This is a genomic window from Exiguobacterium sp. s36 (assembly GCF_018618345.1).
Taxonomy (GTDB): domain Bacteria; phylum Bacillota; class Bacilli; order Exiguobacteriales; family Exiguobacteriaceae; genus Exiguobacterium; species Exiguobacterium chiriqhucha.
The window spans coordinates 446,765-460,408 of sequence record NZ_JACSLW010000002.1; the positions used below are offsets into that span (position 1 = coordinate 446,765).

The window sequence follows — 13,644 nt, forward strand, 5'->3', positions numbered from 1 at the left end:
CACAATCCCGTTGAAGCAATAATACAATATTCTGATAATTTTGCAAAGTGTTTATTTTGATTTTTCTAAAAAATTTTTACTATAGGCTAAAAGCCCGCCTAGGGAGACGGGCTTTTAGCTCATTTTTCATAAACTTTAGAAAATGTTAGGACGTACGAAGGACCGATGACCGGAAAACCGATTTCCGCATATTTGGAATCAACCGTGTAAGATCTTCCAGCTTGGTAGATTGGAATAACGATAGCTTGTTCCAACAATCGTTTCTCGGCTTGTCGATACGTCTCGTTCCTGTCTGTAACCGCCTCGGTCGTACGTGCCTGTTCCATCAACCGATCGAACGGTTTATCGGCAAATCCGCTCGAATTCAAATAGTTATCTGACTCGAATTGAGTCAAATAGGCGCTGAATGCCGGGTAGTCCGGTTGCCAACCGGAAAGGGACAACGCGTACTCGCCTGCGACTTCTTTCCTAACTTTGTCCCCAAGTGGGAGTTCGACGACATTCACTTGAAGACCCGGAAGTTTTTCCAGTTCCGTTTCAATCGTCTGGGCGATTTGACGCGCTTCCTCATCGACAAAACTGAGCAACTCGATTTCAATCTCGTCTTCCTCGAGCCGCTCGAGCACTTCCTCGAACAGTGCGGTTGCTTCCCCATCGAGCGAAATGTCGAGTTCCGCTTCGTCGGTGACGAGCAATCGTTCGGTCGTCACTTCAGCCCGTGCGAGCGAATCTTCCACTGTTTCCCGATTCAAGGCGAGGGCGAGCGAGCGCCGGAAATCGGCATCATCGAACGGATACTCGTCAACATTCGGTTTCAAATAGAAGACGCCACTTCGCGAGACGTCGACGAGCTTCCCTTCGAGCGAGTCGATTGTCGCCTCGTCCGTGCCGTATGGAATCGGATGGATACCATTAGGTTCTGAATCCAGGCCTTCATCCGCCAACATCATAATCTTTTCAAGCGTGACACGATCGGCGTCATAATACGCCTCGTTTTTCGTCAATGTGACTTGAGCCGCATCTAACGACTCAATCTGAAATGGGCCGTTCGCATCAAGCTCTTGCCATTCCCCCACCATCGTCTGCGGCAAAAAGGCCGGCATCGCTAAAATCTGCTCGAACCCTTCCATCGGTCGTTCGAGCGTCAGTTCAAGTGTTTGCTCGTCGATTGCCTTCACGCCGAGCGTCTCTGGTTCTTTCGTCCCGAGGCTGATCGCTTTTCCGTTCAATACGTCCTCAAGGAGGAAACTGAACGGAGAATTCGTATCATCATCGGCGAGCATCCGGAAATGATTGACGAACGTTTCGGCCGTGACCGCATTCCCGTTCACGGTTTGACTTTCTTTCAATTTGAACGTGTATGTCGCCCCGTCTTCTGATCGAGTCATCGTCTCGACGAGTCCAGGTTCGATCTCCCCGTCCGCACCGAAGCGATACAACCCTTCATAAATATGCGATAACACGGTTTGTGAACTCGGGTCGATGGCGAGCAGCGTATTCGGTTGCTCCGGTAACGGTTCCCCATGAATCGTCACGATTTGTTCTTCAGGTGATACTAATTCTCGTGCCTGCTCTCGTTGTCCATACCATATAACGAAAAAAAGGATAAGGACTGAACCCAACAAGGCGGCACCGATGAAAAATCGTTTCATCTGGCATTCTCCTCTCTGTTAGCTCAACCCTTATACCCTACCCGTTTTTGCCACTTTTTTCTACTATTAGTCGTTTACTTTCGCGAACGCGAGCGTCGCGTTATGGCCTCCGAAGCCAAGTGAGTTGCTGAGTGCGTACTGGATATCAAGTTCCCGATTTCCGTCACGGACATAATCTAAATCGCAATCGTCTGCCGGTGTCTCACAGTTGATGGTCGGATGAATCCGTCCCTCATGAATCGATAGCGCCGTGATGACGGCCTCGACTCCGCCGGCGGCACCGAGCAAGTGCCCGATCATCGATTTCGATGAGTTGACGGCCAAGTTGTGCGCGTGCTCCCCGAAGACGTTGTGGATGGCTTTCGTCTCCAACATATCGTTGAGCGGTGTGCTCGTCCCGTGAGCGTTGATGTATTGCACGTCTTCCGGACGAATTCCCGCGTCCCGAAGTGCCTCGTTCATCGCTTTCGATCCGCCTTCCGCTTCCGGTGACGGTGCCGTGATGTGGTAGGCGTCCGAACTCATGCCGTACCCGACGACTTCCGCATACATTTTGGCTCCACGCGCTTTCGCATGCTCGTATTCCTCGAGAACGAGCACGCCAGCGCCTTCACCCATGATGAATCCGTCACGGTTCGCATCGAACGGGCGACATGCCGTGTTCGGATCCGGATTCGTCGATAGCGCCTTGTTGGCACAGAATCCTGAGAACGAGAGCGGTGTGATTGGCGCCTCGGCCCCACCCGCGAACATGGCGAGCGCATCGCCGCGTTGAATGACTTTGAATGCTTCACCGATCGAGTTCGTCCCAGAGGCACAAGCCGTGACCGAACAGTTGCTTGGTCCTTTCGCCCCGAGGTAAATCGAGACTTGACCGCTCGCCATGTTCGGAATCATCATCGGGATGAAGAACGGGCTGATGCGGCGTGGTCCACGCTCATGCAAGATGCTCGCTTGTTTGTCAATCGTCTCGACACCACCGATTCCGCTTCCAATCCAAATCCCGACTTCATCCGCGATCGCCTTCACATCTAGACCGCTATCCCGATGCGCAGCTTCAGCGGCTAAAATCGAGTATTGGATGAACGAATCCATCTTGCGCGCTTCTTTCGGCTCGACCAAGTGGTCGATGTTCCATTCTTTGACTTCAGCTCCGACTTTCGCCGGATATTGGCTAATATCAATCTTCGTTAACGTATCGACTGCATTTTCCCCGTTCAACAGTCGTTCCCACATTGCCGTAACGTCGTTCCCGAGTGGGGATACGACTCCTAATCCTGTGATAACTACTCGTTTCATGCGTTGATCTCCTCCGTGATGTTAGCGTTATTCCATGTTAGACAACTCGCTCCCCAAGTGAGCCCAGCGCCGAATCCGGCGACGACGACCGTCTGACCGTTTGAAATCTTACCGTGTTTGACCGCTTCGGCCAAAGCGAGCGGAATCGAAGCGGCTGACGTGTTCGCATGGTCTTGAATCGTGACGACGACTTTTTCTTCTTGAAGCCCTAACCGTTCAATCGCAGCGTCGATGATGCGACGATTGGCTTGGTGTGGCACGAGCACGTCCAGGTCCTCAATTGACTTCCCAGCTCCTTCTAGTGCCTCTAGTACGATATCCGGCATTTTACGAACGGCGAATTTGAATACTTCACGTCCGTTCATGACGATTTTACCTTCTTCATTCTCATATAAGAACTTTCCGCCTGTACCGTCACTGCCGAGCACGATGGAATCGATGGCGGCCACTTCGTCTTCACCGAGGACGACGGCACCTGCCCCGTCACCGAACAAGACGGCGGTCGAGCGATCGTCCCAGTCGATGAGGTTGCCCATCTTCTCGGCTCCGATGACGAGCGTCCGTTTCAACCCTTTCGCCTGCATCATGCTCTTCGCCGTATCCATCGCGAAGATGAAGCCGCTACAGGCGGCACTGACGTCGAAAGCGACCGCTTGCTTGGCTCCAAGGTTGGCCTGGACGAGACAAGCAGTCGCCGGGAACGATGGCGCCGTCGCCGTCGCGCAAATAATCGCATCGATGTCTTCAATCGAGACACCTGCGCTTTGGAGCGCCCGCTCTGCAGCGTATGTGGCCATATCGGCGACACTCAAGTCGGCGTCGGCCAAATGTCGTGCCTCGATCCCGGTGCGGGTTCGAATCCATTCGTCGCTCGTATCCATTCGTTTTTCCAAATCGATGTTCGTGATCCGGTTATCCGGAAGGAACGAACCGATCCCAATGATTCCAATGTTCATATTGATGACCCCTATTCTTAGTATCTGGTACTAATATAAGGGAATAAAAAAGGGATGTCAACGCATCCCTCTCGATTATTCACTTTGACCGAGTCGTTTCGTGACGGCCATGACCATTTTCGCCGAGTTGATCGATGCCGTCTCCAAAAATTCGTCGAACGACAAGTTCGCTTCCTCGTCGGCGCTGTCCGAGATTGAACGGGTCACGACGAACGGAATTCCGAACTGATAGCACGTCTGTGCGATCGGTGCGGCTTCCATCTCGACGGCCGCGACGCCTTCGAAATGGCCAAGGATGTCGGCGACACGCTTCGAGTCGTTGATGAACGAGTCACCTGTCACGATGAGGCCCGTATGGACGTTCACATCATGGAGGCTCTCAATCACTTCTTTACAGACATCCATTAAATGAGCGTCAGCTGTGTACGCTGCCGGCATACCTGGCACTTGTCCGTACTCGTAGCCGAACGCAGTCACGTCGACGTCATGGTGCCGGACTTCGGTCGAGACGACGACATCGCCGACTTTCATCCCTTTTTTAAAGCCGCCAGCTGAACCCGTATTAATGACGACATCCGGGTTGAACTTGTCGATTAATAGTGTCGTGCCGATGGCCGCGTTCACTTTCCCGATTCCCGACTTCAAAATGACGACTTCGACGTTGCCGAGGTACCCTTCATAGAAGTGATAGTTGGCGATTTCAGTGTCCGTCCGTTCTGTCAATTCGTTGCGGAGCAAGTTCACTTCTTCTTCCATTGCTCCAATGATTCCAATTTTCATGATAAGTGCCTCCTCAGAAAGAGAGCGACATCCATGTGGAAGTCGCTCATTTGTGTTACTTGATTTCTTTGATTTCGACGACCATGTCGCCGCCTGGTGTTTGGACGTTAACGACGTCTCCGACCGTACGGCCGAGGAGCGCTTTTGCAATTGGTGATTCATTCGAGATTTTCCCTGTGAACGGGTCAGCCTCGGCGCCACCGACAATCGTGTACGTCTCGTTCTCGTTATCTTCTTGAATGAAGAACGTCACGGTCTTTCCGATTGCGACCATCGAGTTATCAGCCACATCGTCTTGGATGATGACTGCGTTACGAAGCATCTCTTCGAGTTGGGCGATCCGTCCTTCGACCATTGCCTGCTCTTCTTTCGCTGCATCGTATTCAGCGTTCTCAGACAAGTCTCCGAAATCGCGGGCAATCTTAATATTCTCAACGACTTCTTTACGGCGTACCGTCTTCAGTTCGTTCAATTCATTTTCGATTTTCGCTTTTCCGTCTAACGTCATGTAATGTTGTTTTTCAGCCATTTCTGTCACTCCTTCATTGTCTCCTAGTATATTACAGAATTTACGAACGGGAAAGCCCATATCCGACACATCCCGTTTTTAAACATGGGATAAACGTGAGTTCGGACGTTCTCCATATCCGACATTCGGTTAAATCTATCGCATAGACACATACAAGTCTCTAAAACACCTTTGTCCACCGACCTTTGAAAATCGAGTCCGGCAGCAGATCGATGATACGATGCTTGTCGTCATGCTAAAGACGCTAAAACATCAAGTAGGCACACCTGTAACGACCTGTGGTAGATGGTCACAGTCCACCAACCTGGGGACCTATAGAGTCTATCTCGGTAGAGGTGATGGCACACTCTCATTTGAAGGCTTGAACAAAACAAAAATGAACTGCGTTCGCACAAGCACTTCAGAATCCCACGGTTTCAATGGTGAGAGTGTCAAAGCTCTTTTAACTAAATTTGGCAAGAATTCTCCCACCTCTAAACGTCGAAGAGGGAAGGGCCAGCGTAGGTGGAAGATGAACCGCCTGCTTGCAAATCCTTTGGATATCCCTGTGACAGATATGACGAACAAAGGTTCGTGATTCTGTCAGATTCTCTCGCCCCCACCGCGGGTATCGGAATGGGACGAGACTCATCCTCACACCGCCCAAAGGAGGGACGGACATGCTGAAGGGCTACAAATACCGGCTCCACCCGACGCCGGCACAGGCCGAGTTCCTGATCCGGACGATCGGCTGCGCCCGGTTCATCTACAACAAGCTGCTCGAGGACCGTATCACCATCCACGAGGAGGCGAAGGCGGGCGGTGGGCCGAGACGGAAACCGCCGACACCCGCCTCCTACAAGCCACTGTTCCCGTTCCTGTGCGAGGCGGACAGCCTCGCGCTCGCGAACGCGAAGCTGCACCTCGATGCGGCGTTCGCGAAGTTCTTCGCCGGGACGGCCGGCTTCCCGGTGTTCAAGTCGAGACGGAAGGCGCGCGCGTCCTACACGACGAACAACCAGCACGGAACAATCCGCATCGAGGGAGACCGGGTACGGCTCCCGAAGATCGGGTTCATCCGGTTCACACAGCACCGCAGTTTCAACGGGAAGATCCGATCGGCGACCGTGTCGATGACGAAGACGGGCACGTTCTTCGTGTCGCTCCTCGTCGAACAGGACGACGAGCCGTGGGTCCCCGCCGAGCACAAGGTCGGGATCGACCTCGGCCTCGGGCACTTCGCCGTCACGACGAACGACGCGCTCGTCACGGAGAAGATTGCGAACCCACGCAACCTGCGAAAGGCCGAGGCGCGGCTGAAACGGGCGCAACGCGCGCTCTCCCGCAAGAAGCCGGGCAGCAAGAACCGCGAGAAGGCCCGGCTCCTCCTCGCGAGGAAGCATGAGCAGGTCAGGAACCGGCGCAACGACTTCCTCCACAAGCTGTCGCGACGCATCGTCGACGAGAACCAAGTCGTCGTGGTCGAGACGCTGAAACCGAGGGAGATGATGCAAAACCGCCGCCTGGCGAAATCGATCGGGGACGCCGGGTGGGGCGAGTTCGTCCGCCAACTCGAATATAAATGCAGGTTCTACGGCCGGACGCTGATCAAGGCCGACCCATGGTTCGCCTCAACCCAAGTCTGTTCGAACTGTGGCGAGAACGACGGCAGGAAGGGACTAGACATCCGGGAGTGGACATGCGGCACGTGCGGCGCGCATCACGACCGCGACGTCAACGCGAGCCTCAACCTGTTGCGTCTCGCTGACCGAAACCACCCAGGGCAGGGACTGCCCGACGAGCTTGGTCCATAACCGCGGCTAGTAAAAGCACGGTCTTCCCAAGAAACTCCCACTTCAAGTTGCGAAACAAGCAAGTGGTGAGTAGTTCACATTGAAAACGATTTATTTCCCTTACGCGCGGTTACGTTCTGTCAGCACCCAGCGAATCTTCGTCACGAGCAAATCGATGGCAACGAAGTTCTCGCCGCCTTCGGGCACGATAATATCCGCATAGCGTTTCGTCGGCTCACAAAATTGAAGATGCATCGGCCGGACGACGTTCGTATACTGCGCGACGACCGAGTCGATCGACCGACCCCGCTCATTCAAGTCCCGTTGCATCCGACGTAAAATCCGCACGTCCGCGTCCGTGTCGACGAATACTTTAATATCCATCAAATCACGGAGACGGTCGTCCTCGAGCGCCAAAATACCTTCGACGATGACGACATCGACCGGTTCGATCAAAATCGTCTGATCCGAACGTGTGTGTGCGGCATAATCGTATACCGGCTTCTCAACCGCCTTATGTTCTTGTAACTGTTTGATGTGTTCAATCAATAAATCGTTATCGAACGCGAACGGATGATCATAGTTCGTCTTATACCGTTCTTCCATTGTCATCTCTGACTGGTCTTTATAATACGCGTCTTGCTCGATCATGACGACCGATTGTCCTTCGAACGCATCTACGAGCGCGCGGGCCACGGTCGTCTTGCCTGATCCGGTGCCCCCGGCCACGCCGATAATGACGGGTTTATGTTGCATCAAAGTTAAGTCCTCCTCATCGTAATTTACGACTGATTGCTAGGCCATCACCAAGGGGCAAAATTGCAGTATGATAATCGGTCCGTGCCATCAATTGCTCAGTAAACTCTTTCACGAGACGAACGAGACGGCGACGACGACGGTCAAGTACCGACACGTCTTCGAGCAGGACGTCCCCTCGTAAAAATAAATTATCGCTGTAAATCGTACCACCAATTGGTACTAAAGCGCCATACCCATCAAAGAATTTTTGATACTGACCTTTGGCCGCATCGATAAAGACCGCATCGAATTCTCCTTCGATCGTCCCGATTAACTCGACCGCATCCCCATGAATAACGGTGATTCGGTCCGATACGTCCGAGCGTCCGATAAAACTGAGCGCCTCTTCGTGCCGTCGTGCATTCCGCTCGATTGTGACGATTTCAGCGTCCGGTAACAGTTCGGCCATGCGAATCGCGCTGTAGCCGATGGCCGTCCCGACCTCGAGGATGCGCTTCGGACGTTGCATCGCGAGGAGTGACAGCAGCACTTCTGAACCGGTCAAGTCCATGATTGGCACGTGATGTTCTTTCGCGAACGCCTCCATCTCTGCCAACAGCGGGGACCGTGGCGTGACCAAGTTCTCCACGTAACCTTCATAGGATGAATGTTCCACGTCGTACACCTCAACCTCTCTATTCATTCAAACGACCGGAAGCCAAGGCTTCCGGTCGCATATCCGTCAATTGTTGTTTGCTTCTTCAAACGCTTCCCACTCCGGACGGTACTTGTTCACGTTTTGTTGGTGCGCCTCATATTCCACTTCGAACAAGACTTCCCCGTTCGGGAACCCTTCGCGCGGTGGTCGAGCGTAGAAATAAACGTTATCCGTATCGTTCGGATTGAGTGTGGCGACGAATGCGTCACGACTGACCGAAGCAATCGGCCCGATCGGGATGCCCTCGTAGCGGTACGTGTTATAGAGCGAGTCGTTTTCAAGGTCGTTGAACGATGTGAAAATTGACGTCTCCCCGGTGCCGTACCAGACGGTCGGGTCAGACTGCAACTTCATGCCATCGGCCAAACGGTTTTCGAACACGCCGGCAATCTCTTGCCGGTCCTCTGTCGACACGGCCTCTTTCTCAACGACCGAGGCAAGCGCAAGCGTCTCATGGAACGTACGTCCCGACGCTTTAACCTCATCCCCATACTCGAGATAGAGCTGTTCGGTCGGCTTCAACATCTCATCAATGATCTGTGTGAGTGTGACACCTTTGTCGAACTCATACGTGGCCGGGAACAAGTAACCTTCGAGCGGATGGTAAATCCCATCAGCGAGTACTTCGTCGGTCAACATCTCATGCTCATTGACGAGCGAGCGGATATACTCTTCGTCGCTCAGTTTGGCTGAAATCTCTTCTTTCGGGATTTCTGCAACTTTAGCGAGACGTGAGATGACCTGATCGATTGTAAAGCCTTCCGGAATCACCAATTTGATATCCGGGACAACGATGACTTTCCCAGTTTTCAGCGTGGCGATCAACTCGTCAAGCGACTGTGACGGAGACAATGTATACGTCCCCGCTTGGAACGATGATTCATTTTTAAATCGTGTATAAAAACGGAAAATCGTGCTATTCCTCACGAGCCCATTCTCTTCGAGTAGTTCGCCAATGTACCCTGAACCTGCACCGAGTGGAACCTCGACCTCGACCGATTCGGTCGAAGACGGGTCGACGGGTTCGAGCGATCGTTTCACGAACGCATACGACACCGCGGCACCTGTGGCGATAACTAGAAGAAAGACAGCAAGGATGATGACCGTAATTCGCCGAACGATCCGGTTACGTGCACGCTTCTCATCAAACATCGATGGATGGTTCATGCGCATTTCTCCCCTGTTCTTCTGTTATGAAGATGGGCGACGAGGGTTTCCCCTAGTCGCCCGCCCACTTATTAGTCTAATCCAACTTCGTCATTGACGATATCGAACGCTTCCATGACTTCCTCGAAGTCAGCGTCGTCTTCGACGATCTTCAAGACGAACTCTTCATCTTCAAGTTCTTCGATTTCGAACGCGTATACTTCGATTGTATCTTCGTCTTCCGTCTCCGGGTTACCGACCGGCTCAAGAACGACAAACGTCTTGTTCGTGCGGTCACTCGTCATCCGGAAAATTTCTGCGAATAAATGCTCGTCTCCATTTTCATCTGGAATTCGGTACATTTCTTCTTCGTTACGGCTAAGTTCTGCCATACGTAATTCCTCCTTATTTGCCTGCGCGATCCAGGTAGTTTTGTAAAATCATGACGGCTGCCATCTTATCGATGACGGCCTTTCTCTTTTTTCGGCTGACGTCTGCTGAAATCAGCATCCGCTCCGCTTGCATCGTCGTCAAACGCTCGTCGACGAGAACCGTCGGCAAACCGGTCGCCTCGGTGAGGGCCGCGGCAAACGCCTGTGATGCCTCGCCCCGAGGTCCGATTGTCGCGTTCATGTTCTTCGGAAGACCGACAACGACTTCTTTCACATCGTACTGCTCAATAATCGGTTGAAGCAGACGGACAGCTTCGTCAAAGTCCGGCTCAGTCCAGTAGACCGTCTCCACACCTTGCGCCGTCCATCCCATGAGGTCGCTCACAGCGACCCCAATCGTCTTCGAACCGACATCGAGCCCCATGACTCGCTTCATATTAATCCTCTCTACGATCGTTCAAATACGATTTGACCAGCTCTTCGAGCAGCTCATCTCGTTCGATTTTGCGAATTAAGTTTCGCGCATCGTTATGACGCGGGATGTAGGCAGGGTCACCTGACAACAAGTATCCGACGATTTGATTGATCGGTTGGTAGCCTTTTTCCTCGAGTGCTTGATACACCGTGATCAGCGTTTCCCGAGTGTTGGCTCGATTATCATCTTCTGGAAAATTGAATTGCATCGTGCGATCCATTTGGCTCACAAGAATCCACCTCTTTCCGTTTGCACTTCACATTCTATTATGCCAGTGATTGAACGTAATGTGAAGCAAACTTCAATGCTTCGTCCAGTTTTGTCGCGTCACGGCCTCCGGCTTGCGCCATGTCAGGACGGCCACCACCGCCTCCGCCACAACGTGTCGCCACTTCTTTAATCAATTTCCCTGCATGGAAGCCACGGTCGTTCAAGTCTTTCGTCACCCCTGCGACGAGGTTGACTTTGTCGCCGTTCGCTGAACCGAGCAAAATGACGGCTGAACCGAGCTTGCCTTTCAATTCGTCGACCATGCCACGGAGCGCGTCCATGTCTTGTCCGTCTACGCGTTTGGCAATCAATTGGACATCGCCGAACGTTTCGATGGAGTCAGTGAGTGACGACGCTTCGATGTTCGCAAGCTTCGCTTTGAGCGATTCGCTCGCGCGTTCAAGTTCTTTCATTTCAACTTGAAGCGCTTGGACACGTGTCGGCACTTCGAGCGGTTTTGTCTTGAGCAATTTCGCTGCCGTCTCGAGCGTCTCGATATGCTGGTTCATCACTTCGTAAGCCCCAGCGCCTGTGACCGCCTCGATGCGACGTGTGCCGGCCCCGATTCCTGACTCCGACAAAATTTTAAAGAGTCCGATTTCAGCCGTGTTACCGACGTGGCAACCACCGCAAAGCTCGACCGAGTCACCGGCCGCAACGACGCGGACGACGTCCCCATACTTCTCACCGAAGAGCGCCATCGCACCTTTCGCTTTCGCGTCGGCGATATTCATCTCTTCGATATCGACAGCAATCGACGCCCAGATGCGTTCGTTCACTTGACGCTCGATCGACTGGAGCTCTTCAGCCGTTACTTGACCGAAGTGCGAGAAGTCGAAGCGAAGACGATCTGGTGTCACGAGTGAACCAGCTTGGTTGACGTGCTCACCGAGCGTGTCTTTCAACGCACGATGCAACAAGTGTGTCGCTGTGTGGTTTTTAATGATCGCTTGACGTGAGTCGAAGTCGACCGTTGCTGTCACCGCGACCTCTGCCTTAGCGACACCTGAAGTGACTGTGACCGTGTGCAAGTTTTGGCCGTTCGGTGCTTTCGAGACGTCTTTTACGTGAAGGACGAAGTCCGACCCGACGATTTGGCCTTTGTCACCGATTTGTCCGCCGCTCTCTGCATAGAATGGCGTCTGGTCGAGGATGACTTGCGCTTCTTCGCCTGCTGCGACGACGTCGACGAGCTCACCATCGTGAATCAAGCTGATAATTTTTGCTTCCGTGCTGAGGTTCGTGTAACCGACGAATGATGACGCGAGCGTGATGTCTGCGAGTACGCCTGACTGGATTTGCATCGACTCGACGTCGGCGCGGGCTGTCCGGGCACGTTCGCGCTGGGCGTTCATCGCTTGTTTGAAGCCGTCCTCGTCGACTGAGAGGTTATGGTCTTCAGCATACTCAATCGTCAACTCGAGCGGGAAACCGTACGTATCGTAAAGACGGAACGCATCTTCTCCGCTGATGACGTTCGAACCGGCTGCTTTCTGTGCTTTCGCGACTTCGTTCAAAATGGCAAGACCGTCATGAAGCGTCTCGTGGAAACGTTCTTCTTCGTTCTTGACGACTTTCTTGATGAAGTCTTTCTTCTCACGGACTTGCGGATAGAAGTCGACCATGATGTCACCGACGACATCGACGAGCTCATACATGAACGGACGCTCGATCCCTAGCATCTTCGCATAACGAACGGCACGGCGGAGCAGACGACGAAGGACGTAGCCACGGCCTTCATTCGACGGGAGCGCCCCGTCGCCAATCGCGAACGACACGGTCCGGATATGGTCGGCGATGACTTTGAACGCCACATCTTTGCTGCTGTCGGCGCGATACGTCTCGCCGCTGATTTTCTCCGTCTCGCGGATGATTGGCATGAACAGGTCTGTATCGAAGTTCGTCGGCACGTCTTGCATGACGCTCGCCATCCGCTCGAGACCCATCCCCGTATCAATGTTCTTCCGTGGGAGCTCGGTATAGTTCCCGTGCCCGTCATGGTTGAACTGACTGAAGACGATGTTCCAAATCTCCAAGTAGCGTTCGTTCTCGCCACCCGGATACAGTTCTGGGTCGGTCGGGTCGTCACCGAACGCCGGTCCGCGGTCGAAGAAGATTTCTGTGTTCGGGCCAGACGGGCCTTCCCCGATTTCCCAGAAGTTCTCTTCGAGCGGGATGATGCGGTCAGCCGGAACGCCTAATCCGAGCCAGATTTGTTTCGCTTCTTCATCTTCTGGGTGAATCGTCACCGACAGACGGTCCGGATCGAGTCCGTACCATTCATCGCTCGTGAGGAGTTCCCAGCCCCATTTGATCGCATCTTCGCGGAAGTAGTCGCCGACCGAGAAGTTTCCGAGCATCTCGAAGAACGTATGGTGACGAGCCGTCTTCCCGACGTTCTCGATGTCGTTCGTCCGAATCGACTTCTGCGCGTTGACGATGCGCGGGTTGGCTGGAATGACGCGGCCATCAAAGTATTTTTTAAGTGTCGCGACACCTGAGTTGATCCAAAGAAGCGTCGGATCTTCGACCGGTACGAGTGAGGCACTCGGCTCGACACTGTGTCCTTTTGATTTGAAGAAATCTAAATACATTTGGCGAATCTGTGCGCCAGTTAATGGTTTGAGCGGTTTCATCAACAATTCCTCCTTCAGTTTAAACGAAACGAAAAAAAAGCGATGCTCATCCCTGTGGAAAGGGACGAAAGCATCGCTTCGTGGTACCACCCTCGTTCGCACGGCAAAGCCGTACCTCGAACATCCGATAACGCGGATGAGGCGCCCAGGGTGAGTGGGGACTCCAGACTAGCTTCGGTCGACCGGACCCCCATCTTCTCACAGCCTAGGAAGATGTCTCTGGTGAGGCGGTTACGACGTACTCATTTCCTTCATCGTCTTTAATCGTTTCAGTTTTCTAT

The 13,644-nt window shown here is 53.1% G+C and carries 13 protein-coding genes; 1 reads left to right on the plus strand and 12 read right to left on the minus strand.

Annotated elements, in window-relative coordinates; all coding sequences use genetic code 11:
• Positions 1 to 119: 119 nt before the first annotated feature.
• The 5 genes from KNP95_RS07775 to greA all read right to left on the minus strand — a co-directional run bounded on the left by KNP95_RS07775 (position 120) and on the right by greA (position 5,216).
• The gene (locus KNP95_RS07775; protein ID WP_214836403.1) at positions 120 to 1,652 is read right to left on the minus strand and encodes a peptide ABC transporter substrate-binding protein; all 1,533 of its coding nucleotides are present in this window, start codon (positions 1,650 to 1,652) and stop codon (positions 120 to 122) included.
• Between the two features lie 66 nt (positions 1,653 to 1,718).
• The gene (gene fabF, locus KNP95_RS07780) at positions 1,719 to 2,951 is read right to left on the minus strand and encodes a beta-ketoacyl-ACP synthase II (protein ID WP_214836406.1); all 1,233 of its coding nucleotides are present in this window, start codon (positions 2,949 to 2,951) and stop codon (positions 1,719 to 1,721) included.
• The gene (locus tag KNP95_RS07785; RefSeq protein ID WP_214836409.1) at positions 2,948 to 3,907 is read right to left on the minus strand and encodes a beta-ketoacyl-ACP synthase III; all 960 of its coding nucleotides are present in this window, start codon (positions 3,905 to 3,907) and stop codon (positions 2,948 to 2,950) included. The genes fabF and KNP95_RS07785 overlap by 4 nt, the downstream gene beginning before the upstream one ends.
• Before the next feature lie 75 nt (positions 3,908 to 3,982).
• On the minus strand, positions 3,983 to 4,687 hold the full coding sequence (gene mtnN, locus KNP95_RS07790) for a 5'-methylthioadenosine/S-adenosylhomocysteine nucleosidase (protein WP_214836412.1): 705 nt from the start codon (positions 4,685 to 4,687) through the stop codon (positions 3,983 to 3,985).
• 55 nt (positions 4,688 to 4,742) lie between these two features.
• On the minus strand, positions 4,743 to 5,216 hold the full coding sequence (gene greA / locus KNP95_RS07795) for a transcription elongation factor GreA (RefSeq protein ID WP_138859707.1): 474 nt from the start codon (positions 5,214 to 5,216) through the stop codon (positions 4,743 to 4,745).
• A gap of 659 nt (positions 5,217 to 5,875) precedes the next feature.
• Between greA and KNP95_RS07800 the strand changes: the two genes are divergently transcribed.
• Complete coding sequence (locus tag KNP95_RS07800; protein ID WP_214836415.1) at positions 5,876 to 7,009, plus strand: RNA-guided endonuclease TnpB family protein; 1,134 nt, start codon at positions 5,876 to 5,878, stop codon at positions 7,007 to 7,009.
• 99 nt (positions 7,010 to 7,108) lie between these two features.
• On the opposite strand, the gene udk is transcribed toward KNP95_RS07800, so the two are convergent.
• The 7 genes from udk to alaS all read right to left on the minus strand — a co-directional run bounded on the left by udk (position 7,109) and on the right by alaS (position 13,363).
• Positions 7,109 to 7,744, minus strand: a complete 636-nt coding sequence (gene udk / locus KNP95_RS07805) for a uridine kinase (RefSeq protein WP_214836462.1) — start codon at positions 7,742 to 7,744, stop codon at positions 7,109 to 7,111.
• Between the two features lie 16 nt (positions 7,745 to 7,760).
• Positions 7,761 to 8,402 carry an O-methyltransferase gene (locus KNP95_RS07810; protein ID WP_201455024.1) on the minus strand — a complete coding sequence of 214 codons (642 nt, stop codon included), beginning with the start codon at positions 8,400 to 8,402 and terminating at the stop codon, positions 7,761 to 7,763.
• A 66-nt stretch (positions 8,403 to 8,468) separates the two neighbouring features.
• Positions 8,469 to 9,611 (minus strand): endolytic transglycosylase MltG, encoded by a 1,143-nt coding sequence (gene mltG, locus KNP95_RS07815; RefSeq protein WP_214719532.1) that lies wholly within the window; start codon positions 9,609 to 9,611, stop codon positions 8,469 to 8,471.
• A gap of 71 nt (positions 9,612 to 9,682) precedes the next feature.
• Positions 9,683 to 9,982 carry a DUF1292 domain-containing protein gene (locus tag KNP95_RS07820; protein WP_021066932.1) on the minus strand — a complete coding sequence of 100 codons (300 nt, stop codon included), beginning with the start codon at positions 9,980 to 9,982 and terminating at the stop codon, positions 9,683 to 9,685.
• Positions 9,983 to 9,995: 13 nt separating this feature from the next.
• Entirely contained in the window at positions 9,996 to 10,418 is a 423-nt protein-coding gene (gene ruvX, locus KNP95_RS07825) for a Holliday junction resolvase RuvX (protein WP_029595796.1), read from the minus strand.
• 1 nt (position 10,419) lies between these two features.
• Positions 10,420 to 10,686 carry an IreB family regulatory phosphoprotein gene (locus tag KNP95_RS07830; protein ID WP_029595797.1) on the minus strand — a complete coding sequence of 89 codons (267 nt, stop codon included), beginning with the start codon at positions 10,684 to 10,686 and terminating at the stop codon, positions 10,420 to 10,422.
• A gap of 37 nt (positions 10,687 to 10,723) precedes the next feature.
• Positions 10,724 to 13,363 carry an alanine--tRNA ligase gene (gene alaS, locus KNP95_RS07835; RefSeq protein WP_214832392.1) on the minus strand — a complete coding sequence of 880 codons (2,640 nt, stop codon included), beginning with the start codon at positions 13,361 to 13,363 and terminating at the stop codon, positions 10,724 to 10,726.
• Positions 13,364 to 13,644: the final 281 nt, after the last annotated feature.